At 64.4% G+C, this 25,511-nt stretch carries 21 protein-coding genes and 1 other RNA gene; 11 read left to right on the top strand and 11 right to left on the bottom strand.

What is annotated here, in order from left to right; translation table 11 throughout:
- Positions 1-59: 59 nt before the first annotated feature.
- From serC to gyrA, 3 genes are all read right to left on the bottom strand, one after another.
- A complete protein-coding gene (gene serC, locus AC3FJ6_RS05935) occupies positions 60-1,223 on the bottom strand; it encodes a 3-phosphoserine/phosphohydroxythreonine transaminase (RefSeq protein WP_153946788.1) in 1,164 nt (387 codons plus the stop codon).
- A 146-nt stretch (positions 1,224-1,369) separates the two neighbouring features.
- A complete protein-coding gene (locus AC3FJ6_RS05930) occupies positions 1,370-1,936 on the bottom strand; it encodes a DUF2059 domain-containing protein (RefSeq protein ID WP_092594880.1) in 567 nt (188 codons plus the stop codon).
- 82 nt (positions 1,937-2,018) lie between these two features.
- Entirely contained in the window at positions 2,019-4,733 is a 2,715-nt protein-coding gene (gene gyrA, locus AC3FJ6_RS05925; RefSeq protein WP_488771098.1) for a DNA gyrase subunit A, read from the bottom strand.
- A gap of 446 nt (positions 4,734-5,179) precedes the next feature.
- On the opposite strand from gyrA, the gene ompA reads away from it, so the two are divergent.
- The 4 genes from ompA (at position 5,180) to ssrA (ending at position 7,855) form a co-directional block, all read left to right on the top strand.
- Positions 5,180-5,836, top strand: a complete 657-nt coding sequence (gene ompA, locus AC3FJ6_RS05920) for an outer membrane protein OmpA (RefSeq protein WP_066739225.1) — start codon at positions 5,180-5,182, stop codon at positions 5,834-5,836.
- A 173-nt stretch (positions 5,837-6,009) separates the two neighbouring features.
- Complete coding sequence (gene ubiG, locus AC3FJ6_RS05915) at positions 6,010-6,747, top strand: bifunctional 2-polyprenyl-6-hydroxyphenol methylase/3-demethylubiquinol 3-O-methyltransferase UbiG (RefSeq protein WP_488771097.1); 738 nt, start codon at positions 6,010-6,012, stop codon at positions 6,745-6,747.
- Between the two features lie 2 nt (positions 6,748-6,749).
- Entirely contained in the window at positions 6,750-7,406 is a 657-nt protein-coding gene (gph, locus tag AC3FJ6_RS05910) for a phosphoglycolate phosphatase (protein ID WP_400391719.1), read from the top strand.
- 90 nt (positions 7,407-7,496) lie between these two features.
- Positions 7,497-7,855, top strand: a transfer-messenger RNA (tmRNA) gene (gene ssrA, locus AC3FJ6_RS05905).
- A 90-nt stretch (positions 7,856-7,945) separates the two neighbouring features.
- On the opposite strand, the gene AC3FJ6_RS05900 is transcribed toward ssrA, so the two are convergent.
- Positions 7,946-8,281: a hypothetical protein gene (locus tag AC3FJ6_RS05900; RefSeq protein WP_488771096.1), complete on the bottom strand. Its 336-nt coding sequence runs from the start codon at positions 8,279-8,281 to the stop codon at positions 7,946-7,948.
- A 136-nt stretch (positions 8,282-8,417) separates the two neighbouring features.
- The gene (locus AC3FJ6_RS05895) at positions 8,418-9,614 is read right to left on the bottom strand and encodes a lytic polysaccharide monooxygenase (protein WP_488771095.1); all 1,197 of its coding nucleotides are present in this window, start codon (positions 9,612-9,614) and stop codon (positions 8,418-8,420) included.
- A 211-nt stretch (positions 9,615-9,825) separates the two neighbouring features.
- Here AC3FJ6_RS05895 and AC3FJ6_RS05890 point away from each other — a divergent pair, with 211 nt between their 5' ends.
- Complete coding sequence (locus AC3FJ6_RS05890) at positions 9,826-10,233, top strand: hypothetical protein (RefSeq protein WP_153946783.1); 408 nt, start codon at positions 9,826-9,828, stop codon at positions 10,231-10,233.
- A gap of 62 nt (positions 10,234-10,295) precedes the next feature.
- Here AC3FJ6_RS05890 and AC3FJ6_RS05885 read toward each other — a convergent pair whose 3' ends face one another.
- On the bottom strand, positions 10,296-10,766 hold the full coding sequence (locus tag AC3FJ6_RS05885) for a cyanophycin metabolism-associated DUF1854 family protein (protein ID WP_488771094.1): 471 nt from the start codon (positions 10,764-10,766) through the stop codon (positions 10,296-10,298).
- 22 nt (positions 10,767-10,788) lie between these two features.
- The gene (locus AC3FJ6_RS05880) at positions 10,789-13,089 is read right to left on the bottom strand and encodes a cyanophycin metabolism-associated ABC transporter (protein ID WP_488771093.1); all 2,301 of its coding nucleotides are present in this window, start codon (positions 13,087-13,089) and stop codon (positions 10,789-10,791) included.
- Between the two features lie 274 nt (positions 13,090-13,363).
- On the opposite strand from AC3FJ6_RS05880, the gene cphA (AC3FJ6_RS05875) reads away from it, so the two are divergent.
- From cphA (AC3FJ6_RS05875) to AC3FJ6_RS05865, 3 genes are all read left to right on the top strand, one after another.
- Positions 13,364-16,015 (top strand): cyanophycin synthetase, encoded by a 2,652-nt coding sequence (gene cphA, locus AC3FJ6_RS05875; RefSeq protein WP_488771092.1) that lies wholly within the window; start codon positions 13,364-13,366, stop codon positions 16,013-16,015.
- 33 nt (positions 16,016-16,048) lie between these two features.
- Positions 16,049-18,619 (top strand): cyanophycin synthetase, encoded by a 2,571-nt coding sequence (gene cphA, locus AC3FJ6_RS05870; protein WP_400393485.1) that lies wholly within the window; start codon positions 16,049-16,051, stop codon positions 18,617-18,619.
- Between the two features lie 161 nt (positions 18,620-18,780).
- Complete coding sequence (locus AC3FJ6_RS05865; protein ID WP_488771091.1) at positions 18,781-19,281, top strand: SRPBCC family protein; 501 nt, start codon at positions 18,781-18,783, stop codon at positions 19,279-19,281.
- On the opposite strand, the gene AC3FJ6_RS05860 is transcribed toward AC3FJ6_RS05865, so the two are convergent.
- Entirely contained in the window at positions 19,275-19,934 is a 660-nt protein-coding gene (locus tag AC3FJ6_RS05860) for an amino acid ABC transporter permease (protein ID WP_092594902.1), read from the bottom strand. The genes AC3FJ6_RS05865 and AC3FJ6_RS05860 overlap by 7 nt on opposite strands.
- A gap of 117 nt (positions 19,935-20,051) precedes the next feature.
- On the opposite strand from AC3FJ6_RS05860, the gene AC3FJ6_RS05855 reads away from it, so the two are divergent.
- Both AC3FJ6_RS05855 and AC3FJ6_RS05850 read left to right on the top strand, forming a co-directional pair.
- Positions 20,052-20,519: a hypothetical protein gene (locus AC3FJ6_RS05855; RefSeq protein ID WP_488771090.1), complete on the top strand. Its 468-nt coding sequence runs from the start codon at positions 20,052-20,054 to the stop codon at positions 20,517-20,519.
- Positions 20,516-21,004 carry an RES family NAD+ phosphorylase gene (locus tag AC3FJ6_RS05850; protein WP_488771089.1) on the top strand — a complete coding sequence of 163 codons (489 nt, stop codon included), beginning with the start codon at positions 20,516-20,518 and terminating at the stop codon, positions 21,002-21,004. Before AC3FJ6_RS05855 ends, AC3FJ6_RS05850 begins: the two co-directional genes overlap by 4 nt.
- On the opposite strand, the gene AC3FJ6_RS05845 is transcribed toward AC3FJ6_RS05850, so the two are convergent.
- The 3 genes from AC3FJ6_RS05845 to AC3FJ6_RS05835 form a co-directional block, all read right to left on the bottom strand.
- On the bottom strand, positions 20,997-21,809 hold the full coding sequence (locus tag AC3FJ6_RS05845; RefSeq protein WP_488771088.1) for a transporter substrate-binding domain-containing protein: 813 nt from the start codon (positions 21,807-21,809) through the stop codon (positions 20,997-20,999). The genes AC3FJ6_RS05850 and AC3FJ6_RS05845 overlap by 8 nt on opposite strands.
- Positions 21,810-22,016: 207 nt before the next feature.
- A complete protein-coding gene (locus tag AC3FJ6_RS05840) occupies positions 22,017-22,925 on the bottom strand; it encodes a glutamate/aspartate ABC transporter substrate-binding protein (protein ID WP_153946775.1) in 909 nt (302 codons plus the stop codon).
- Positions 22,926-23,041: 116 nt separating this feature from the next.
- Positions 23,042-24,319: a D-amino acid dehydrogenase gene (locus AC3FJ6_RS05835; protein WP_488771087.1), complete on the bottom strand. Its 1,278-nt coding sequence runs from the start codon at positions 24,317-24,319 to the stop codon at positions 23,042-23,044.
- 183 nt (positions 24,320-24,502) lie between these two features.
- Here AC3FJ6_RS05835 and AC3FJ6_RS05830 point away from each other — a divergent pair, with 183 nt between their 5' ends.
- Positions 24,503-25,465: a LysR substrate-binding domain-containing protein gene (locus AC3FJ6_RS05830; protein WP_488771086.1), complete on the top strand. Its 963-nt coding sequence runs from the start codon at positions 24,503-24,505 to the stop codon at positions 25,463-25,465.
- Positions 25,466-25,511 lie beyond the last annotated feature (46 nt).

Here is a 25,511-nt window from a genome sequence, read left to right as displayed (position 1 = left end):
AAAGTCTGGGCTGATGCCGGGCCCCAGCGCTGCAAGGGCCGCGACAGAAAGCACCACCGTCAGGCGGCGGTGCGCTCGAACTCGCGCATGAATTCCACCAGCGCGGTCACACCTTCGAGTGGCATCGCGTTATAGATGCTGGCGCGCATGCCGCCCACGGACTTGTGGCCCTTGAGCTGTACCAGGCCATTCGCGCGCGCCTGGGTCAGGAACGCTTCGTTGCGCGATTCATCGCGCAGGAAGAACGGTACGTTCATGCGCGAGCGGCTGCCGGGATCGATTTCGTTACGGTAGTAGTCGCTTTGGTCCAGGAAGCTGTACAGCGCGCGCGCCTTGGCAATATTGCGCTGTTCGATCCCGGCCACGCCGCCCTGGGCCTTGAGCCACTGGAACACCAGCCCGGCGATGTAGATCGCATAGGTGGGCGGCGTGTTGTACATCGAGTCGTGCTCGGCCACCAGGCGCCAGTTGAACGCCGAAGGGCAAAGCGGATGCGCGAAACCGATCAGGTCTTCGCGCACGATGACGATCGTCACGCCGGCCGGGCCGATGTTCTTCTGTGCGCCGCCGTACACCACCTGCACGCGCGACCAGTCGATGGGGCGCGACAGGATATGGCTCGACGCGTCGGCCACGACGATGCGGCCCTTGTCATGCGTGCCGGTCTGGCCGATGTCGGGAATGTCCTGGAATTCCACGCCGACGATGGTCTCGTTCGTGCACAGGTGCACATAGGCGGCATCGTCCGACAGATTCCACGTCTTCACGTCGGGAATCTTGTGCCACTTCTGGTCCTTGCTGGACGCGGCGATATTCACCTCGCCATAGCGGCGCGCTTCCTGCTCGGTCTTGACCGACCACGTGCCGGTCACCACGAAGTCGGTCTTCGGCTTGGCGGCATTGACGCGATTGGCCAGGTTCAGCGGCACGATGCCGTTCTCGCCGATGGCGCCACCCTGGAGGAACAGAATCTTGAAGTTCTTCGGCACATGCAGCAGTTCGCGCAGATCCGTCATCGCTTGATGATGGATGCTCTCGAATTCCTTGCTGCGGTGGCTCATCTCCATCACCGAAACGCCAGTTCCGCGCCATGACAGCATTTCCTCGGCGGCCTGCTGCAGGACTTCGGTCGGCAACGCGGCCGGGCCAGGCGAGAAATTGAAGACGCGCTCGGCCAGGGAACGTTGCAGGCCGGCGAGGGCGGGGTTCTGGGGATCGTTCATGGAGGGAGAAAAGAAAAATGGCTGCCGGATGGAACCAGGCAGCCATTATCGCCCAAAACCCGCGCCCCTTGGACACCCAGGGCATCCGGAGCGGGTCTGGACCTGCGACCTCCCCGGCACGAAGGGCCCGAGAGGTCAGCCGTCGATCACTTCGAAGCGGCGGCGATTTCCTTCTCGGCGGCGTCGCGCATCGACTTGCCAACCTGCGGGCCGTACTTCTGCATCATCGAACCCCAGATTTCCTGGGTGGCCTTGCCCTGGTTGGCCATGAACTTCTGGCCCGTCGGCGACTTCAGGAACGTGGTCAGATCCTTGATTTCCTGAGTCGAGTAGTACTTGCCGAAGGCATCGTAGTGCGCCTTGATGGCGTCCTGACGGAAGCCGTCGGTGTTGAACGCCGTACCGGCGCCGTCGACCATGCGCTGCACGGCACCGTTCTTCTTGAGCTTGTCGACAGCGGCCTGCTTCTGCTTGTCGTTCAGCGTCTTGTTCTCGACAAGAACCTGCTCCAGCACCAGCGGCGCTTCCTGCTTGGCGCCCTGTTGCCAGTTGTCGGCCTGACCCTTGACAGCCTGGTCGGCCTGCATGACGGTCAGCAGTTCCTTGATGGCCGCGGTCTTGTCCTTGTCTTCCTGAGCGTGCGCGCCTTGCGCCAGCATCATCATCGGAGCGAAAGCAGCCAGAACAGCGATACGTCGATAGGTTTTGAGCATTATGACTCCCTGGTAAATACGTCCGGATTAGTCCGAACGGCCGTCTGGCGAGTTCCGGCCGTCGTCCCGTTGTTGCAACAAATTACGAATTCGCGTCCGCGTCGGCGGCGCCCGCTCCGGTATCGCCATCGGCATTGGCCGCGCCGCTGGCATGGTCCGCCACGTCTTCGTCTTCGCCGTTGCTGCTGTTATCAGCATCTGATTCGACGATGCGCTGCAGGCCCGACAGCTTCGTACCCTCGTCCACGTTGATCAGCGTCACGCCCTGGGTGGCCCGACCCATCTCGCGAATCTCGGCCACGCGGGTGCGGATCAGCACGCCACCCGTGGTGATCAGCATGATCTCGTCTTCGGGCGAAACCAGCGCCGCGGCCACCACCCGGCCATTGCGCTCGCTCGTCTGGATCGCAATCATGCCCTTGGTGCCACGGCCGTGTCGAGTGTACTCGGAGATCGGCGTGCGCTTGCCGTAGCCATTCTCGGTGGCGGTCAGCACGCTGCCCACCGCGCTGATCGAAACGCCGTCGGCCGCCGCGCCCTCGCCCTCTGCCGTTTCGGCCGGGGCCACGAGCATGGCGATCACAGCCTGGCCTTCGTCGAGGTTCATGCCACGCACGCCACGCGCCTGACGGCCCATCGGACGCACGTCGTTCTCGTCGAAACGCACCGCCTTGCCGGCATCGGAGAACAGCATCACGTCGTGCTGGCCATCGGTGATGGCGGCGCCGATCAGGAAGTCGCCCTCGTCGAGGTCGACCGCAATGATGCCGGCCTTGCGCGGATTCGAGAAATCGGTCAGCACCGTCTTCTTGACCGTGCCGCGAGCGGTAGCCATGAAGATGAAGTGCTCGGCGTCGAACTGGCGCACCGGCAGGATCACGTTGATCTTCTCGCCGTCGGCCAGCGGGAACATGTTCACGATCGGACGGCCACGCGAATTACGCGACCCTTGCGGCACTTCGTAGACCTTGAGCCAGTACAGGCGGCCGCGATTCGAGAAGCACAGGATGTAGTCGTGCGTGTTGGCCACGAACAGCGTGTCGATCCAGTCGTCTTCCTTGGTCGCCGTGGCCAGCTTGCCGCGGCCGCCGCGCTTCTGCGCGCGATATTCGGAAATCGGCTGGCTCTTCATGTAGCCCGAGTGAGACAGCGTCACCACCATGTCCTGCGGGGTGATCAGGTCTTCCGTGTCGAGTTCGGTCGCGTTGTGCTCGATCTGCGAGCGGCGCTCGTCGCCGAACTCGGCGCGGATGGCGCCCAGTTCCTCGGTGATGATCGTGGTGATGCGCTCCGGGCGGGCCAGGATGTCGAGCAGGTCGGCAATCAGGCCCATCACTTCGCGGTATTCCTGGACGATCTTGTCCTGCTCCAGGCCCGTGAGGCGTTGCAGGCGCATTTGCAGGATTTCCTGCGCCTGGCCGTCGGACAGGCGATACAGGCCATCGGGCTGCATGCCGAACACGGCCGGCAGGCCATCCGGGCGATACGAGGCGCGGCCGCCTGCAGTGTCGCTCTCGGCACGCGACAGCATTTCGCGCACCAGGCCCGAATCCCAGGGCTTGGCCATCAGTTCCTGCTTGGCCAGCGGCGGCGTCGGCGCAGCCTTGATGATCGCGATGAACTCGTCGATGTTCGCCAGCGCCACGGCCAGGCCTTCCAGCACGTGCCCGCGCTCGCGCGCCTTGCGCAGCTCGAACACCGTGCGGCGCGTCACCACTTCGCGGCGATGCGACAGGAAGGCATCCAGCATCTGCTTCAGGTTCAGCAGGCGCGGCTGGCCATCGACCAGCGCCACCATGTTCATGCCGAACGTGTCCTGCAGCTGGGTGTTCTTATATAGGTTGTTCAGCACAACCTCGGGCACTTCGTTGCGCTTGAGCTCGATCACCACGCGCATGCCTGACTTGTCAGACTCGTCGCGGATGTCCGAGATGCCCTCGATCTTCTTCTCGGTCACCAGCTCGGCAATGCGCTCGAGCAGGGTCCGCTTGTTCACCTGGTACGGCAGTTCGTCGACGATGATCGCCTGGCGCGCGCCACGGTCGATATCCTCAAAGTGCGTGCGCGCGCGCATGACCACGCGGCCCCGGCCCGTTCGGTAACCCTCACGTACGCCCTGGATACCATAGATAATGCCGGCCGTCGGAAAATCAGGCGCCGGTACCAGTTCGATCAGTTCGTCGATCGTGGTATCGGGATTACGGAGCAGATGCAGACAGGCGTCGACAACCTCATTGAGGTTATGCGGCGGGATATTGGTTGCCATACCCACGGCAATACCCGACGAACCATTGATCAGCAAATTCGGGATTCGCGCCGGCAAAATACCGGGCTCTTTCTCCGAACCGTCATAGTTCGGTTCGAAATCGACAGTTTCCTTGTCGATATCGTGAAGCATTTCATGGGCGATCTTCGCCAGGCGGATTTCGGTATAACGCATCGCCGCAGCGTTATCTCCATCCACCGAACCGAAGTTACCCTGGCCGTCGACCAGCATATAGCGCAGCGAGAAATTCTGCGCCATGCGGACGATCGTGTCGTAGACAGCAGTATCACCGTGCGGGTGATACTTACCAATCACATCACCGACGATACGCGCCGATTTCTTGTAGGCCCGGTTCCAGTCGTTATTCAGCTCATGCATCGCAAAGAGCACGCGCCGGTGTACCGGCTTCAGGCCGTCCCGGACGTCGGGAAGCGCGCGCCCCACGATAACGCTCATTGCGTAATCGAGGTAAGAGCGGCGCATTTCCTCTTCCAGCGAGACCGGAAGGGTTTCTTTGGCGAATTGATCCATTGCGGCGTGGTTTATGCGGCGGGTTTAAGCAAATGAAGCCCGTGAATCTGACGGCATGAAGTGACCATGCCGGCGACGGGCGAACATGGCATTCTATCACGCGCGGAACCCCTTCCCGCCCCCGCCGGAACCACCCCTCCACCGCCCCCGCCGACGCACCACCCGTCCACCCCCGATGCCCTGCAACCCATACAGGACAAGGGTTTGCAGGCGCCGCAAGACCGATGTTGCACAAACACCACAGGCCTAAAACCACGTGGTTGAATCGAATATATTTACTTCTTAGGAAACGAGCCTTGTGGCACAATTCCCCAGCGAAGAGCCAGACATTGTTCGAAGTGGAGCATCCACCACATCGAGAATGTTATACTCCGAAGAATGTATGACTTGTTTTCGTCCATTTGCTCGCAGTAACCCTGCGGTGATCTCATCCTGAGAGGAGAAATATGAAAAAATTTGCCAAGCTCGCGCTCGTTGCAGCTACCGCAGTAATGGCTGCATCCGCTCAAGCCCAGTCCGTCCCCTACGAAAAGAAGGCCGTGAACGATAACTGGGGCAACGGTACGAGCGAGTACGTGTGGAAGAATGGCACGAACGAGCTCTGCTGGCGCGACAGCTCCTGGACCCCGGCAACGGCCAATGCCCTGTGCGATGGCGCACTGGCTCCGGCTGCTGCTCCGGCTCCGGCACCGACCCCGGTCGCTCCGCCGGTTGTGTCCAGCGAGAAGGTCACTTTTGCTGCTGACACCCTGTTCGACTTCGACAAGGCTGTTCTGAAGCCCGAAGGCAAGGCCAAGCTGGACGACCTGGTCTCGAAGCTGCAAGGCATCACGCTGGAAGTCATCATCGCCGTTGGCCACACCGACTCGTTCGGTTCGGACAAGTACAACGATCGCCTGTCGATCCGTCGTGCCGAATCGGTCAAGGCTTACCTGGTGAGCAAGGGCGTCGAAGCCAACCGCGTGTACACGGAAGGCAAGGGCAAGCGTCAGCTGAAGGTGGATCCGAAGTCGTGCAAGGGCAACCGCACCGCTCAGATCGCCTGCCAGCAGCCGAACCGCCGCGTGGAAGTCGAAGTGGTCGGCACCCGCAGCGCACGTTAATCGGATCCTCTCCGATGAAGAAAAGCCCAGCGTATGCTGGGCTTTTTTTTCGCCCGGCCTCCGGCGGTTTTCGCCGGCAGCGCGTCAGACCCGCCATATTCGGCGCGGCACCGTTTTTTTGGTAAAGTTGCCGCAGCCTTCTCATCAGACCTGCCGCCTGCGCGGCGCCAACGATGTCGCATTCGACCACCCTCAACGTCTCGCCCCAAACCGGCCGCAATGCCGATCCGAAAGAGATCGACAAGTTCAGCGAGCTGGCCCACCGCTGGTGGGATCCCAACAGTGAATTCAAGCCGTTGCATGATCTGAATCCGCTCCGCCTGGGCTGGATCGACGGTATCGCGCACCTGTCGGGCAAGCAGGTCGTCGATGTGGGTTGCGGCGGCGGCATCCTGTCGGAAAGCATGGCGCGCCTTGGCGCCACGGTCAGGGGCATCGACCTGTCCAGCAAGGCCCTGAAGGTGGCCGACCTGCACAGCCTGGAATCGGGCGTGGCAGTGACCTACGAGGAAATCGCCGTGGAAGACCTGGCGGCCCGCATGCCAGCCAGCGTCGACGTGGTGACCTGTATGGAAATGCTCGAGCATGTGCCCGATCCGCAATCGATCGTTCGCGCCTGCATGACGCTGGTCAAACCGGGCGGACACGTGTTTTTCTCGACGATCAACCGCAACCTGAAAGCCTACCTGCTGGCTATCGTCGGCGCGGAGTACGTACTGAACATGCTGCCGCGCGGCACGCACGACTATCAGAAATTCATCACGCCCTCGGAGATGGCACGCTTCGCGCGCAACGTCGGCCTGGAGATGGTCGAGATGCGCGGCATGACCTTCAATCCTTTGACGCAGATCTATTCGCTTAGCCGCGATACCGACGTCAACTACATGATGGCGTTCCGGAAGGTGGCATGACGATGGCGAAGTTCGACGCGGTTTTCTTTGATCTCGACGGCACGCTGGCCGATACGGCCCCCGACCTCGCGGCAGCGGCCAACCGGCTTGTCGTGGAGCACGGCATGGCACCCGTCGCCTACGAAAAGCTTCGGCCCGTGGCCTCGCACGGCGCGCGCGGGCTGATCGGCGCGGCCTTCGGCAAGCGTCCGGAAGACCCCGAATTCCCCGCGCTGCGCGATACCTTCCTCGATTACTACGAGGCCGACATCGCGGTGCATACCCGACTGTTCGAGGGCATGGATGCGGTGCTGGCCAGGCTCGAGGCCGATGGCGTGCCCTGGGGCATCGTCACGAACAAGATCGCGCGCTTCACGGTGCCGCTGGTCCGCGCCATCGGTCTGGCACCGCGCGCCTCGGCCGTGGTCAGCGGCGACACCACGCCCCACGCCAAGCCTCACCCTGCCCCCCTGCTGCACGCCGCCGAACTGAGCGGCGTGGCCGCGGCGCGCTGCCTCTATGTCGGCGACGACCTGCGCGACATCCAGGCCGGCAAGGCCGCAGGCATGGCGACGGTCTCCGCCGCCTACGGCTACTGTGGCGACGGTGAGCCGCCCGAAACCTGGGGCGCTGACTACCTGATCCATCACCCGGCCGAACTGCTTGAATTGCTGGGATAAGCCCCCAGCTTGGCACTACGGAACCGGACGCACGCCATGGGCGTCGAAACCGGGTACAATCCGTTTTCTTCGCGTTTCACAGCGCACATTGGGGCCGACCTGGTTTCGACGTGGGTTACGAAGCAGTGAGGGCATACCGAGGACCCGTCACCTCGTTAATCAATGGGAATGCAATAACTGCTAACGACGAACGTTACGCACTGGCAGCCTAAGGGCCGCCGTCCTCGCACTGGCTCGCTGACGGGCTAGGGTTCGCAAGAACCAGCGAGGTCATTTACGTCAGATAAGCTTCGGGAGTGTCACGGGCCCGAGGACGAAAACCTAGTGACTCGCCGTCGTAGAGCGTGTTCGTCCGCGATGCGCCGGTTAAATCAAATGACAGAACTAAGTATGTAGAACTCTCTGTGGAGGGCTTGCGGACGCGGGTTCGATTCCCGCCGGCTCCACCAGTACACCGCACCGCTCCGGGCACGCAGGACGTCCGGGGGCAAAGAAAAACGGGCCTTGCGGCCCGTTTTTTTAATGCTCTGCGGTGCCGTTCAGTGCACCACCACGCCGTCGACCGGCATGCTTTCGAGTCGGGCGGCGTAGTAGCGGTCCACGGGCAGGCTGACGCCCAGGTGCAGGTACAGGCTTTTCGCGTAATCCACCGAGCCGATCATGCCTGGCATCCATAGCCGCTGCAGCCGCGCGTGCGACTCCCCCGAGTGTGCCGCGAAGGCCTCGACCCCGAATTCCTGGATGGCCTTGAACAGCACCAGCCCAACCAGGTACATGTCGCCCGTATCCAGCGCGATGGCTGCCTGGGCAGCCCAACGCTCGGCGCGATCTTCGATTTTTTCCGCCTCGGCAAACCGTTCCGTCATGGTCGGCATGAATACGTCGCCTGGCGGGAGAAAGGTAAAACTCATCAGACGGCTCCTAACCCCGTATGCCAACAATGACGGCCAATTTCGCCGAAAACTGAAGCGATCGGAACAGATTCGAACAGTTCCGGCGAAAAAACAACACTTAGCGGATCAAACGCCACAGGGCCGGTGTCACGGCAGGGGTCCATCCTGCACCGCGCCAGGCGGTATGACGTTGCAGGCAGACGTAGCGTTTGCCTTGGTACGTGACGGCCTGACCGATTTCATAGGCCGGCCCCTCGCGCCACGTATCAAGCGTGCTCCCGTCCGGCTGGCCCGTCGAAGCGGCGCCACCGCCGCCACTGCCCGAACGGCCGCTTGCGCTGGGCGCCTCCTTGTCGATCTCGAAGCGGTATCCGGGATACGACTTGCTCAGGTAGACGCGGTTGGCCGTGGTGGAACTCAGCGGCACGATACTCGACGCGCCATTGCGCGCCTGCAGCTCGCCGATGCGGAAGATCTGGGATTCGACATTGACCTTCTGCGCCAGCTGATACGCCCACGTGCGCGCCCTGGCATTGGCGGCGTTGATCGTCAGCACATGCTTGCCTGCATCGCGCCCCATGGCGTCCATGGCCCGGAACGTCAGCTTCGTGCCCACCACCAGGTCGCCCTTGGCTGCCAGCACACCTTGATCCTCCCAGCCAATCTCGCGCACCGCCAGACCGTCTCCGGGGAACTTGACGTCGGCGCACGCATAGAACGCCTCGGGGCTGTCGCCGCGCTGCCAGATGCTGTAGAGGATGTGGCTGCCCTTCTTGCCCGCCGGCAGTTGCACTTTCATGCGGTACTTGCCGCTTTCCTGCACAGCCTGCGCGCCAGACACCGTCGCAAATTCTTCAAGATCGGCCCAGCGCAGCGGCATGCCGGGGTCCCAGTCATCGCGGGTGATGTAGTACTTGAAATACTGCGTGGCATGCGGCGCGGAAGCTCGCCAGACGAATGTGTAATCACCGCTGGCAGTGGGCACGATCGAGGTTTGCGGCCAGTCGAGCCGCGCAAGGTCCAACCCGCGGAAGCTTGCCGATCCGCCCGAGCAAAGCTCGCCATCGGCGATCAATGCGCGGTGATTGCCGGCGGCATTGCCCTGGCGCACGCCGTTCCAGTCGTAGAACTGCTGCGCACCGCCGACCGCGCGAGCCGCCTGGCAGGCTCCCGATTTCGGTTGCTCGGCACCTTCGTTGTAGCAGGTCAGCACCCGGCTGGCGGGCAGCTCCATCGTGCCGTGTGCTTGGGCGGAAAGCGGCACAGCGGTCGCGGCAAGCGCCAGACAGGCGATACCGATTGCTTTATGGGACATCGCGATTTTCCTAGAAGACGTGGTTCAACGTCCTCGCCCGGGGCGAGAACGGCTGCGCGATTTGACGCGCCACAAAACACGTTGGAAATCGGAATCGTCCTAAAATGGCCAGTGCCATGCCGACGATCAATCCGTCGGCAAAATCGAATCCATGCGGTTGCCGCCGGCATGAACGCTACAATAGGCCGTCGCTGTCCTACGCCCTGCCCTCATGTCCGACCACCCCCGTTTCACTGTCAGCCGATCCATGGTCATGCTCCTGCCCGAGCAACCCTTTCTTGACTGGATCCAGGCGGTGGACCCCGACCCCGTCCCCACGCTGACGCTCAGTGACGTGCGCGACGATGCGAGCGTTTTCCTGTTGCCCGCGGAGGTGGCCGACACGCCCGAGAATGCACTGCGCTGGGTGGAAAAGCGGTGGCGTCCGTTTTTCGAATTCATGCTGGGCGAGTGGTTCGACGATTCGGTCTGGCCCGAAGCGCTGTCGCTGGCCATGTTCCGCGACTGGTTCACGGTCCGCTTCCACTCGATGGTCTGGGACATGGCACCCGATGCGCCGCTCGAATACGAGGACTGGGACGACGAGGAAGACGACGACGCGCCCACGGTCCTGCACTGACCGCCCGCAAACAACAACGGCACGCCCAGGCGTGCCGTTGTTGTTTGCGACCGTAGGTGCGATCAGAGGAAGCGATCCAGAATCTTCCGGCTGTGCTTGTCCAGCGCGAACTGGTCGCGGATCAGGTAGTGAATGCCATGGCTGTCCGAAATCAGCAGCGTGGTACCCGTCAGCCGCCGGATGTTCTCTTCGCCGCGCAATACCAGGTCGGTCTGGCCGCGATCGGTCTGTACGGTCCACACGCTGGGCGTGGCGTAGGTCGATACACCCAGAATCTTCTGAATCTCGGGCATGAACTCGCGCGATGCCAGCTCGGCTTCGATCAGCTCACGGGTCTGCGCCGGCAGTTTGTCCAGACGAGGAATCCAAGCCAGTTCCTTGCCATCGGTGCTCATCATCCCCACGCCATCGTCGGCAGCGGAAATCGGAAACGCGCGCACGGGCACCACGCCCTCGTGCTGCGCACCGTCACCCGTTGTCAGCACGAGCTTGCCGAGGCTGTTGCGGGACAGGTGGAATTCGGGCGTTTGCATAGCCGTTTCTTTCACTGATGGATTACTGGGCACTGACGGCCTCCGCCACTTCGGCACGGTTGCCGGCGCTGGTGTCATCGGGGTCGGTATCGACATTGCGCGCCTGCGCCTGATACAGCCTGTAGTACGCACCCTCGCGCGCCAGCAGTTCGTCGTGGCTGCCCACTTCGACGATCTGGCCGCGGTCCATCACCACGAGTCGATCGGCCTTGCGCAAGGTGGAGAGCCTGTGCGCAATGGCGATGGTGGTGCGACCCTGCACGAGGTTGTCCAGCGCCTTCTGAATCTCCTTCTCCGTGGACGTATCCACCGACGACGTGGCCTCGTCCATGATCAGGATGCGCGGATCGATCAGCAGCGCGCGGGCAATCGAAATACGTTGCCGCTCGCCGCCGGACAGCGCCTGGCCGCGCTCGCCGACGAGCGAGTCATAGCCGTGCGGCAGCCGCAGGATGAACTCGTGCGCATGCGCGGCGCGTGCGGCGGCGATGATCTCCTCGCGCGTGGCCTCGGGCTTGCCGTAGGCGATGTTGTCGGCAATCGTGCCGAAGAACAGGAACGGCTCCTGCAGCACCAGGCCAATGTTCTGGCGAAAATCCGATACCGGCAGCGAACGGATATCGACACCGTCCACCCGGATCGCGCCTTCCGAGACATCGTAAAAACGGCAAATCAGGTTCACCAGCGTGCTCTTGCCCGATCCGCTGTGGCCGACCAGGCCGATCATCTCGCCTGGCTCGATGGTCAGGTTCAGGCCGCGGATCACGGCGCGATTGCCATAGCGGAAGCCGAGGTCGCGCATCTCGATGGCGCCTCGTACATTCTCCAGGCGCACGGGTTTCTGCGGCTCGGGCACGCTCGACACGTGGTCGAGGATATCGAAGATCCGCTTGGCGCCGGCGGCGGCTTTCTGGGTCACCGACACGATCCGGCTCATCGAATCGAGGCGCGTATAGAACCGGCTGATATAAGTCAGGAACGCCACCAGCACGCCGACGGTGATCGCGTTGTGGCTGACCTGCCAGATACCGAAGATCCAGACCACCAGCAGGCCCACTTCGGTGAGCAGCGTCACGGTTGGCGTGAACAGCGACCACACGGCGTTCACCCGGTCATTGATCGCAAGATTGTGACGATTGGCCTCGCGAAAGCGCACCACCTCGCGCTTTTCCTGCGCGAACGCCTTGACCACGCGGATGCCCGGAATCGTATCGGCCAGCACGTTGGTGATTTCGGACCAGATGCGGTCGATCTTCTCGAATCCGTGACGCAGGCGGTCACGCACCATGTGGATCATCCACGCGATGAACGGCAGCGGCACCAGCGTGACCAGCGCCAGCCACGGATTGATGGAAATCAGGATGATCGACGTCATGGCGATCATCAGCACATCGGTGGCGAAGTCAAGCAGATGCAGCGACAGGAACACGCTGATGCGGTCACTCTCGGACCCGATGCGGGCCATCAGGTCGCCAGTGCGCTTGCCGCCGAAGTATTCGAGCGACAGCTTGAGCAGGTGTTCGTACGTGGTGGTGCGCAGGTCGGCGCTGATGCGCTCCGACACGCGCGCCAGCAGGTAGGTACGGGCCCAGCCCAGCGCCCAGGCCACCAGCGCGGCGCCTAGCAGGCCGGCCAGATAGAGCTTGACGAGGTGGTAGTCGATCGGCACGCCGTTCTGATACGGGATCAGCACCTTGTCCATCAGAGGCATGGTCAGGTAAGGCGGCACCAGCGTGGCGGCCGTACCCAGCAGCAGCAGCGCGAAACCGCCCAGCAGTTCCCAGCGGTAGGGCCGGGCAAAACGCCACAGGCGCAGCAGCGCCCAGGTGGAGGGCGGGGTCTCCAGCTCCCGGCTGCATTGCGGGCACTGCTCTTCTCCCGGCGGGATGGGCGCCTTGCAGGTCGGGCAGATCTCGGCATCGGGCTCGGCGGAATGGCCGGTGGCCACCAGATTGCGGCGTGCATCGAACTGGTCGGCCAGCCGCAATGCGTCAGGATTGTAACCAAGCGTGTAGCGCCAGGTGGCCAGGCGCTCCCGGCCATCGCCCAGTTCCAGCGTGCCCACGCCGGCATGGTCGCCGTGGGCAAGCGTCAGGTCAGGCGTGATGTCCCAGCTTCGCAGGGCGGTTTCGCCGGGGGCGCGACAGATCAGACGACGATCCGTCACAACCAGCCACCCTTGGGTAAAATGCAGCCTTGCGTCCAGGTCCAGCATGAGCCCGGCCAGGACGATTTCCCGGGGCAGCAGGCCGGCGCCGAGTTCGGCGGCCCAGGGACCTTGCGGGCCGGGGTGGTTGGAAGCAGACGGGGAGGACTGGGTCATTATTGGCGCAAAAAGCGATAAAAGCGCGTCCGCAGACCCAAAAACAGATCAAATACGGACATAACTTGAAACAATTAAGCGGTTCGCCAGGCTGGCGGCCCGCAATTTTGCCCGCAAGTATACATAACGCAAACAGGCGGGCACCTTGGTGCGCTGCACAATGCGTTGCCGGTCTCGAAGGGTAATGACGGGTCAACCCTGAGGCTACAGTAACGTTAACGAAAGATTAGCTTTCCATTTCCCGGGCACTCGCCCACAGCCTCAAGCAAATTCAATGAAAAAGAAGGACATTGAGATTTTCGATGTCATGTCGCTACGCGGCCCGAATATGTGGACATATCGGCCAGTGCTGGAGGCATGGGTCGATATCGGCGAACTGGAGGATTTTCCCTCCAACAAGATTCCGGGGTTCTACGAGCGCCTGTCGGCGTGGCTGCCCACGCTGATCGAGCACCGCTGCAGCCCGGGCGTGCGCGGCGGCTTCCTGATGCGGTTGAAGGAAGGCACCTGGCCCGGCCATATCCTGGAACACGTCACGCTTGAGCTGCAGAACCTGGCCGGGATGCCCGGCGGCTTCGGCAAGGCGCGCGAGACCCCGGTCCGTGGCGTCTACAAGGTCATCGTGCGGGCCTGGCACGAGCAGGTGACGCGCGCCGCGCTGTTTGCCGCGCGCGACCTGGTCATGGCCGCCATCGAGGACCGCCCGTACGACGTGGACGCCGCCGTGGAAACGCTGCGCGACCTCGTCGACGAACACTGCCTCGGACCCAGCACCGCCTGCATCGTCGATGCCGCCGACGACCGCGACATTCCGTCGATCCGCCTGTCCGACGGCAACCTGGTGCAGCTTGGCTACGGTGCGCGCCAGCGCCGCATCTGGACGGCCGAGACCGACCGCACCAGCGCCATCGCCGAATCGATCTCGCGCGACAAGGACCTGACCAAGTCGCTGCTGGAATCGTGCGGCGTGCCCGTGCCGGAAGGCCGCATGGCCGATAGCGCCGAAGACGCCTGGGACGCCGCCGAAAGCATCGGCCTGCCGGTGGTGGTCAAGCCGTACGACGGCAACCATGGCCGTGGCGTGTTCACCAACCTGATGACGCGCGACGAAGTGCTGACCGCCTACGCCGTGGCCATCGAGGAAGGCAACGGTGTCATCGTCGAGCGCTTCGTGCCCGGCAACGAGCACCGCCTGCTGATCGTGGGCGGCCGCATGGTGGCCTGCGCGATGGGCGAGACCGCCTCCGTGGTGGGCGATGGCAAGCAGACCATCGACGAACTGATCGAATCGCAGATCAATTCCGACCCGCGCCGTGGCAGCACCGAGGATCATCCGCTGAACCGCGTGCGCCTGGATTCGGCTGCCCGCCTGGAACTGAAGCGCCAGGGCTATGCCGATGGCAGCGCGGTACCGCCCGAGGGCCGCACCGTGCTGATCCAGCGCAACGGCAACGTGGCCTTCGACGTGACCGACCGCGTGCACCCGAGCGTGGCCGCGCATGCCGCGCTGGCCGCGCGGATCGTTGGGCTCGACATCGCCGGCGTGGACCTGGTGGCCGAGGACATCTCGCGCCCGCTCGCCGAGCAGCGCGGTGCCATCGTCGAGGTCAATGCCGGCCCCGGACTGCTGATGCACATCAAGCCCGCCGACGGCGAACCGCGCCCCGTGGGCCCCGCCATCGTCGAGCACCTGTTCCCGACCCGCAACGGCGTGGCCGACGACGGCCGCATTCCCGTGGTGGGCATCACCGGCACCAACGGCAAGACCGTGGTGGCCAAGCTCGTGGCGCGCCTGCTGCAGTTGTCGGGCAAGCATACGGGCCTGTCGTGCAGCGATGGCCTGTTCCTGGACCGCCGCCAGGTGGAAAAGGGCGACCGTGGCGAAAAGGCTAACTGGGACGCCGGCCACCGCATCCTGATGAACCGCGCCGTGGAAGCCGCCGTGTTCGAGAACGACAGCGGCATGATCCTGTCGCAGGGCCTGCCGTACGACCGCTGCCAGGTAGGCGTGGTCACGAACTTCGGCCAGCCCGATCACCTTGGCGACTACTACGTCGAGGATGAAGACCGCATGTACAACGTGCTGCGCACGCAGATCGACGTGGTGCTCAAGACCGGCGCGGCCGTGCTCAACGCCGCCGATCCGCGCCTGGTCGAGATGGCCGAACTGTGCGATGGCGACGTGATCTTCTTCGGCCTGTCCGCCGACCTGCCCGCCATCGTCGAGCATCGCGCGGCCGGCCGCCGCGCCGTGTTCGTGCGCGATGGCAAGGTGGTGATGGCCACAGGCGCCAGCGAAAGCGCGCTGACCGACGTGTCGGCCATCCCGCTGACCTACGCCGGCCGGGTCGCCTTCCAGATCGAGAACGTGCTGGCCGCCGTGGCCACCGGCTGGGCACTGGGCATTTCCAACGACCTGATCCGCGCCGGCATCGTCACCTTCGACGTGGGCCAGGTGGATGTGCCGGGCCGCTTCACGTTGTTCGAGCGCCAGGGCGCCACGGTGATCGTGGACGACGCGCACAACGCGCCGGCGCTGGAAGCCATGGCCGCCGCGCTGGACCGCTTCCCGGCCGAGCGCCGCATGCTGGTGTTCGGTGCCGGCGTGCAGCGCCGCGACGAAGACCTGGTGCAGCAAGGCAAGGTCATCGGCAAGACGTTCGACCGCGTGTTCCTGTGCGAAGACCACAGCGTGCGCCGCGACCTGCCCGACGCCGAAGCCCGCGCGCTGCTGAAGAAGGGCCTGTACGAAGGCCGCCGCGTGACGAAGATCATCGACGAAGCCGGCCGGCGCGAAGCGGTGGAAGCCGCGTTGTCGCAACTGGTGGCCGGCGACCTGCTGGTCCTGCAGTGCGACGAGGCCTCGACCGAGAGCACCGTCGAGCAGGTACACCAGTGGATGGGCCGCAGCGGACGCCGCGCGTAATCCCGCCCGGAAGAACAACGGACAAACGATTCTATGGAAGTCTCTCGTATCCGGGCTCTGCGTGGCCCGAATCTCTGGTGCCGGCATACCGCCATCGAAGCCATCGTGGCGTGCTCGGACCAATCGCATCTGCTGGCCGAACTGCCGGGCTTCGAGGATCGGCTGCGCGCCCGCTTTCCGGCCATCCCCCCGATGCGCCCCGACGACGAGGCCGGCTCGCCGTCGATGGCCCACGCGCTGGAAGCCGCCGCGCTGGGCCTGCAGGCTGCCGCCGGCTGCCCGGTGACGTTCAGCCACGCCGCGCCGACGCTGGAACCGGGCACCTACCAGGTGGTGGTGCAGTACAGCGAGGAAGAAGTGGGCCGCCTGGCCTTCGAACTGGCCGAGCAGCTTTGCCTGGCCGCGCGCGACGACAAGCCCTTCGATCTGGACGATGCGCTGCACCGCCTGCGCGAACTCGACGAAGACGTGCGGCTGGGGCCCAGCACGGGCTCGATCGTCTACGCCGCCGTGGCGCGTGGCATTCCGTATCGCCGCCTGACGCAGGGCTCGATGGTGCAGTTCGGCTGGGGCAGCAAGCAGCGCCGCATCCAGGCCGCCGAGACCGACATGACGAGCGCGGTGTCCGAATCGATCGCGCAGGACAAGGAACTGACCAAGGCGCTGCTGCATGCGGCAGGCGTGCCTGTGCCGCTGGGCCGGTCGGTGCGCAGCGCCGAGGAAGCCTGGGCCGCCGCGCAGGAGATCAACGGCCCGGTGGTGGTGAAGCCGCGCGACGGCAACCAGGGCAAGGGCGTGGCGGTGCGCATCCGCACGCGCGAGGAAGTGATGACGGCCTACGAAGTGGCCGCCGACATTTCGTCTGACGTGCTGGTCGAACGCTATATCCCGGGCCACGACTTCCGTCTGCTGGTGGTGGGCAAGCATCTGGTGGCTGCGGCGCGCCGCGATCCGCCGCAGGTCATTGGCGATGGCACGCATACGGTGCGCCAGCTCGTGGAGGAAGTGAACCGTGACCCGCGCCGCGGCGAAGGCCACGCCACGTCGCTGACCAAGATCCGCTTCGATGACATCGCGCTGGCCACGCTGGCCAAGCAGGGCCTGAGCGCCGATGCCGTGCCGGCCAAGGGCGCGCGCGTGGTCCTGCGCAACAACGCCAACCTGTCCACTGGCGGCAGTGCCACCGATGTGACCGACGACGTCCACCCGGACATCGCCGCGCGCGCGGTGGCCGCCGCCCAGATGGTGGGGCTGGATATCTGCGGCGTGGACGCCGTGTGCGAGACGATGCTCAAGCCGTTCGAGGAACAGGCCGGCGGCATCGTGGAAGTGAACGCCGCGCCGGGCCTGCGCATGCACCTGCAGCCGTCGTACGGCAAGGGTCGCGCGGTCGGCGAAGCCATCATCTCGACCATGTTTGCCGATGGCGACGATGGCCGCATTCCCGTGGTGGCCGTATCGGGCACCAACGGCAAGACGACCACCGTGCGCCTGATCACCCATATCCTGGCCTCCAACGGCCTGCGCATGGGCATGACCGGCACCGACGGCGTGTACATCCAGGGCCAGCGTATCGACACCGGCGACTGCAGCGGCCCGCGCAGCGCGCGCAACGTGCTGCTGCATCCCGACGTGGACGCCGCCGTGTTTGAAACGGCCCGCGGCGGCTTGCTGCGCGAAGGCCTGGCCTTCGACCGCTGCGACGTGGCCGTGGTGACCAACGTGGGCGAAGGCGACCACCTGGGACTGTCGTACATCAGCACCGTGGAAGACCTGGCCGTGCTCAAGAGCGTGATCGTGCAGAACGTCGCGCCGCATGGCATGGCCGTGCTGAATGCGGCCGACCCGATGGTGGCGCGCATGGCCGATGCCTGCCCCGGTTCGATCACGTTCTTCGCGCATGATGCGGGCCTGCCGACCATGGCGTTGCACCGCGCCCAGGGCAAGCGCGTGGTGTTTGTCGAGGGCGCCGAGATCGTGGCCGCCGAGGGTGACACCAGCGTGCGGTTTGCGCTGGCCGACATCCCGCTGACGCGCAACGGCTCGATCGGCTTCCAGGTGGAAAACGCCATGTCGTCGATTGCCGCCGCCTGGGCGCTGGGCATCGACTGGAACGTGATCCGCCGGGCGCTGACCACGTTCGTCAACGACGCCGCCACCGCGCCGGGCCGCTTCAACGTGTTCGACTACAAGGGCGCCACGCTGATTGCCGACTACGGCCACAATCCCGATGCCATCCAGGCGCTGTGCAACGCCGTGGAGACCATGCCGTCGAAGAAGCGCGTGGTCGTCATCAGCGGGGCGGGCGACCGTCGCGACGAGGACATCCGCAAGCAAACCCAGATCCTGGGTGGCGTGTTCGACGACGTGCTGCTGTATCAGGACCAATGCCAGCGCGGCCGTGAAGACGGCGAAGTGCTGGCGCTGCTGCGTGAAGGCCTGGTCGGTGCGCAACGCACCAGCCATACCGAGGAAATCCGCGGCGAATTCCTGGCCATCGACACGGCGCTGGCACGCCTGCAGCCGGGCGACCTGTGCCTGATCCTGATCGACCAGGTCGAGGAAGCGCTGGACCACATCGCCAAACGCGTCGCCGGGCAGTAATCCGGCCCGCCCTCTCCGCCCTCTTCCGCCCGCCGGGAGAGGGTTTTCTCCCCCGCCTCGCCCCTTGCCGTCCACCCTCATTCGGTGCGACAGTATCCCGTACCGACTCCCCATCGCCACGCCCACGGCCGCCGCCCCGCCCGTCGAAGAGGAGACCCCATATGTCTACGCCGCAAACCGTTGTCGTCACCTATATCGCCGCGACGGCGGAACAGGTATGGCAGGCCCTGACGGACCCCGTGCTAAGCGTGAAGTACTTTTTCGGGCGCCGCGTCGAATCCGACTGGCAGGTGGGCAGCCCGTTCGTGCTGCGCATGGACGACGGCAAGGTCGATTCGCAGGGTGTTGTACTGGCCGCCGAGCCGCCCTACCGGCTGTCAGTCACGTGGCGCGTGGAATGGCTCGAAGCGTTCCGTCAGTTGCCCGAGGTGGTCGTCACCTGGCAGATCGACGCGCTTGGCGACGAAGCCGTGCGGCTGACGGTCAGCGAACGGCATCAGGAACCGGTGGACGAGCAGATCCTGCAGGGCGGGCGCAACGGCTGGCCGCTGATCCTGGCCGGGCTGAAGACGCTGCTGGAAACGGGGCGCCAGCTCAATGTCGAGGCACCCAAGCCGCCGCCGGCCCCCTCGGCGAAATCGCCGGCGATGCAGGATCAGTGACGCGTCGGCAGCGACAGGCGCCGTTCCAGCACGTGCTGGAATGCCGATAGGGCCGTACTGAGGATCCAGTAGATCGCGGCGGCCGCCAGATACAGCGGCAGCGGCTGGTAGGTGGCCGCAATGATCTCCTGCGACGTGCGCAGCAGTTCCGTCACGGTGATCACCGACACCAGCGACGTATCCTTGATCAGGCTGATAAGGCTGTTCGACAGGCTCGGCACGGCCAGCCGCAAGGCCTGCGGCCCCACCACGTGGCGCAGCGTCTGCACCGGGGTCATGCCCAGGCTGTAGGCGGCCAGCCACTGGCCGCGCGGCACGCCCAGGATGGCCCCGCGCATGCTTTCCGACAGATAGGCGCCTACGTTGAGGCTCAGCGTCAGCACGCCGGCGGGCGTGGGCTCCAGCGCAATGCCGATGCCCGGCAATCCGTAATAGACGACGAAGATCTGCACCAGCAGCGGCGTGCCGCGCATGATGCTGACGTACACGCGCGCCATCACTTTGAGAATCCGCTGATTTCCAATCCCCATCAGCGCCACCAGAATGCCGATTACCAGGCCGAAAGCCATCGACAACACGGCGAACTTCAGCGTGAGCAGCGTGCCCTGCAGCAATACGGGAAGCGAATCAATGACGAGCTGGAGGGCGGACATGGCTGGGCTGGGATCGGTCAATCTGGGGCCGGAATGCCGCGATCATACGTGAAACGCGGCGCCGGGCGACAGGTTGGCAGTTTTCGTCTTACGGGAATGATGCAGACGGAGGTGGTCATGAAGATGAAGGAAACGTACCTGCAGGTCGACGACCTGTCGGGAAACGGCGGCTACGCGCCGGGGGCAGGCGCCATGCAGGACGACGTCCCGGTGCCGCGTATCAAGGCAAGCGAAGTCGTGGCGCTGGCGCGGGACATGGGGGTATCGAAGAAGAAGCTCATCCGGGCGCTGGGGTTCGATCGGGGGGAGATCCTCCACAAGGCCTATAGCGACGGCTATCTCGATTCAACGCAGAGCGAGCTGGTGATCCACTTCCTCGGGATTATTGCCAAGGTCAATGAGCTCTACTTCGACGGGACACCTGACGCCCTGTCATTGGTGGCTCGCCGCGAGATGGCGAGATTTCTTGACTGGCGGCCATTCACTCTGGGATGTCGGCGGGCGTCAAGTTACTTCAGCTCGCTGGAAGGCCAGGCGCTTGTCAAACAGGAAATCGTTGCTGATTTTTTCGGAGTCTGCCCATGATCACGGCATGGAGAATTGCCTCGGAAACTCCGTCCTACACCGCGGACGACATCAGCGGCGCGGGTGCCTCCATGGACGGCGGGCGCTGGAATAGAACGGGATCAGCGGTGCTCTATTGCACCAGCTCTGTGGCGCTGGCCTGCCTGGAAACGCTGTCGCGTGCGGGAGAAGGACAGATTCCAGCAAATCGGTATCTCGTACAAATCGAAATACCCGACGACATCTGGCATCAGGCACACCACTTCCCGGCCGACACCATCCCGGTCGGCTGGGACGCCGTGCCGCCAGGCAAGACCAGCCACGACTTTGGCGAACAATGGATTGCCGAGGCGCGGTCGGCAATCCTGGTCGTGCCGTCGGTGATCGCGCCAGAGGAATGCAACATCCTCATCAACCCGTATCACGTTGACTGGCAGCGCATCCGGAGCCGGAAGCTCCGCAAGTGGGTCTATGACTTCCGGCTGTTGCGGCGGCTCTTTACTTGAGCGGCCTGGTCACGTCCGAGCCGAACCACTTGTTCGAGAGCTTGGCCAGCGTGCCATCCTTGCGGAGGTCGTCCAGCGCCTTGTCGATGGCTGCGGCGAACTTCGGGTTGTCCTTGCGGAACGGGATGGCCACTTCGCTGTTGGCGCCCGGCAGCACGGCACCGGGGCGCAGCGGCAGGTTGGCCTGCTTGATCAGGTAGTTGACCATCAGGCGGTCATTGAGCGCAGCGTCCACGCGCTGGGCGGCCAGATCGCGCAGGTATTCGGGGGCGCCCGGGTAGGTCTTGACGTCGATGCCCGGCACGGACTTGGCCAGGTCGTTGTAGTTGCTGCCCAGGCTCACGCCCAGCTTGTGGCCCTTGAGCGCGTCCAGCGATGCAAACTCGCGCTTGTCGTCCTTGCGCTGGATCAGTTGGGCGGCCGAATAGACGTACGGCGTCGAGAAGTCCAGCACCTGCTTGCGCTGGGGCGTGACCGAGACCTGGTTGACGATGATGTCGAACTTGCCGGCTTGCAGGCCAGCGATGATCGCGCTCCATTCGGTCGTCACGAATTCGGGCTTGACGCCGAGCTTGCCGGCCACGGCGCGCGCGACTTCGACATCGAAGCCGTCCAGTTCATTGTTGGCGCCGCGATATCCGAACGGCGGGTAGGTTCCTTCCAGGCCGACCTTGAGCACGCCCGCCTGTTTGACCGTGTCCAGCAGGTCGGCAGCTTGCGCGGCCGTCGCGGCCAGGCCAGTGGCGCCAGCTACCAGGGCGGTAGCCAGCAGGGACTTGAACCAACCCGATCGAATCGTTCGCATATGTTCTCCAGTGGGATGCGGTTTGCGTGCCGGCGCCCCTTTTGAGGGAAATCCGACGGCTCTATGAGCCTATAACGGGCTCCAAGGTACCGCAAATACTATCGATGGAGAAATAACGATTCGATATGGCTATATAACCAATTCTGCACAGCGGGCAGCCCGCCCCCCTGCGAAAGGCGGGAGGCGGGCCACCGGCTGGCTGGCGACTTACTGGAATGCCTTGTCGTTCGGCTCCGCAAACAGCTGCTTCATTTCCGGCGACAGCGCGTAGTTCATATTGATGTTGCGCGGCGGGATCGGCTGCAGGAACCACTTGGTGTAAAGCTTTTCGGCACGGCCGCTCTTCTGGATATCGCTCACCACGCCGTCCACGAGCTTCTTGAACGACGGATCGTCCTTGCGGAACATGCAGGCATAGTTCTCGGTCTGCAGCGGTGTACCGGCCACGACCCAGTCGGCGGCGTTCTTGGCCTTGGTGCGTTCGCCGTACAGCAGCGGTTCGTCCATCACGAACGCCACGGCGCGGCCCGATTCCAGGATCAGGAAGGCCTGGCCATGGTCCTTGGCGCTGGTCAGGTTCATGTTCATGCCTTCGCCGTTCATCTTCACCAGCAGGCGCTCGCCGGTGGTGCCAGCCGTGGTCACCACGTTCTTGCCCTTGAGCTGCGGGAAATCCGTCACGCCGGAGTCCTTCTTCGTCAGCATGCGGATGCCGTAGATGAACAGGCTGTTCGAGAAGGCCACCTGCTTCTGGCGCTCGGTGTTGTTGGTGGTGCTGCCGCACTCGATGTCGATCGTGCCGTTCTGCACCAGCGGGATGCGGTTCTGCGACGTGATCGGGGTCATCTTGACCTGCAGGTTCGGCATGTTCAGCGTCGATTTCACCTTGTCGACGATGGCCAGCAGGTAGTCGTGCGAATAGCCCATCACCTGGTTGCCATCCGAATACGAGAACGGAATGGACGATTCACGATATCCCAGCGAAATCACACCGCTGTCCTTGATCTTCTTGAGCGTGTCGCCATCGGCGGCGTGGGCGCCGGCGGCGGCACCGGCCAGCACGGCGGCAGCCAGCAGGCGGTGGATGGGGGTCGAACGGACAGACAGTGACTTCATGGTTCGCTCCTTCAAGGGGCTTGGTTTAATAGACTTCAGATCGAGGCAATCTCACTACCCAACGTACTGCTCAACTTCCAGCACAACCCGTGTTGCGTCCGCCTGGCCCCAGGGCCTCAGGCCGCCGCTGCACTGAAATCTTCCGCGTCGATGGCCGGCGTGCGGCCTGCCAGCCGGTCGGCCAGCAGGCCCGCGCTGCCCATGGCCAGCGTAAAGCCGAGCGCGCCATGGCCAAGGTTCAGCCACAGGCCGCGCAGGCGCGATTCGCCGATCATCGGCAGGCCGGTCGGCGTGGCCGGGCGCAAACCGGCCCAGGGCTGCAGCCCATCGAGGTCGGCGCCGTTCATCACATTGCCGAACACCGAGCGCGTCTGCGTGACCAGCGTCTGGGCCCGCTCGCGGTCGATGACCGCGCCGCCGCGCACGATATCGGCCATGCCTGCCACGCGCAGCGTATTGCCGATGCGCGCGTAGACGATCTTGTTGGCGAAGTCCGTCACGCTGATGTGGGGAGCCCGCGCGCCATCGGCAATCGGCACCGTGATGCTGTAGCCCTTGAGCGGCCACAACATCGGCCGGATGCCGGTCGGCCTCAGCAGCGGCACGCTGCCGATACCGCCGGACACGATCACCACATCGGCGACGATATCGCCATGATCGGTGCGCAGCCCTGTCACCCGGTCGCCGCTGCGCACCAGTTCGGTCACCCGCGTGCCAAACTTCAGCGTCACGGCCGGGTTGCCTTGCAACAGATGGGCCAGCGACACGCAGAACAGGTGGCAATCGCCCACTTCCTCGCTTGGCGTATAGATGGCCCCGGCGATGTCCTGACGGATGCCCGCCAGCGCCGGCTCCAGCGCCACGGTGGCATCACGGTCCAGCGCCTGCTGCTCGCAGCCCAGGCTGGCCTGGTAGTCCAGCAAACGGCATGCCGACGCGTACGCTGCCGCGTCGCGATGCACCACCAGCTTGCCGCGCCGCGCAAAATCGAATCCGCCCCCCTCCTCGCGCGCCTCGGGCCGGTTCACGAACGCCTGCATCAGGTCGCGCGAATAAAAGGCCAGCCGCAACAGCTTGCGCGTGGTGGCCTCGCTGGTCGTGGCATTGCACGCCTGCACGAAGGCCATCAGCCAGCGCCATTGGTCCGGGTCCATCGACGGCCGGAAGCGCATCGGCGAATCGCGGTCGAGCAGCCACCCCGGCACCTTCGACAGCACGCCCGGCCCGGCCAGCGGCGCCACATAGCTGTAGCTGAGCTGGCCACCGTTGGCAAAGCTGGTTTCCTCGCCGGGACCGTCGTGGCGTTCGACCACGGTCACCTCATGGCCATCATTGGCCAACCGCCACGCGGTAGTCATGCCCACCACCCCGGCACCCACGATCGCTACGCGCATCTGACTTCGCCCTTGCCTTCCCTTTCAAACGATGGGGCAGAGCGTAGAACACTGCGCACGGCTTGCCCAATGCCAATACGTGCCAGAATATGTCTCCAGGCTATAGGTAGCGCCACCCGGGTCTACCCGTAGTGCAAAGCACCATTTTTCGCACCAAACCGGTCATTTTCGGGCACTACAACGATGCGTTTGCGTCAGATCGAGGTTTTTCGCGCCGTCATGCTGACCGGCACCGTCAGCGAGGCTGCGCGCCTGCTCCATGTCTCGCAACCCGTGGTGACGCGCGTCCTGCAGCATGCCGAGGCCTCCCTGGGCTTCCGGCTGTTCGACCGGCAGCGCGGCCGGCTGCAGCCTACCCCCGAAGCCCAGGCCCTGTATGGGGATGTCGAAAGGCTATATGGCGAGATCGAACGGGTGCGGCGCGTGTCCGAAAGCCTGCGCCACAAGGGCGCGGGGCGCCTGCGCGTGGCCGCCACGCCCAGCCTGGCCAACCCGCTGCTGGTGCCCGCCGTGCGCCGCTTCTGCGCGCGGCACCCCGACACCCAGGTGCAGGTGCTGACCCACCACACCAATGAAATCGTGGCGGCGCTGCTGGCCAACCAGATCGACGTGGGTTTCGCGTTCTCGCCGCCCCGGCACGAGGCAATATCGAGCGTGCCCGTGGCCACCGGCCGTATGCTGCTGGCCGCGCCGCGCGCCCAGCCGCTGCCGGCCGGCGGCAAACGCGGCGTGGTGCCGATCCGCAAGGTGCTGGAGCGTCCGTTCATCGGCTATGACGACGACAGTTCGCTTGGCCTGCTGGTGCGCCAGACACTGGCCCGCCATGCGCTGGAGCCCCATTCGACGCTGGAGGTGCAAACCTATTCGCTGGCGCTGGCCCTGGTGGACGCCGGCCTGGGCCTGACGTTGCTGGACCAGTACACGGCGCTCAGTGCCAATCCGGCCCACGTGGCGCTGCACGATGTCCAGCCCGAGCTGGGTTTCGAGATCCAGATGCTGCGCGCCAGCCATCGTGGCGCCTCAAGCCTGGTGGACGATATGCATGCCCAGTTCGCCGCGGCGGCCCAGGCCCTGGATGCCACGCTGGATCACAGGCTGGAAGCCCCGGCCGCGCAGTTCGACGCGACGGTCCGGCAGGCGCCATGACATCGAGCAAACGCCGGACAGGCATTGCGCAGACAATTGACAGCGC

It is taken from the genome of Cupriavidus sp. 94F1 (assembly GCF_057798875.1).
Note: the sequence above shows the minus strand (reverse complement) of the source record. Positions and strands in the feature narration are given on the sequence as shown.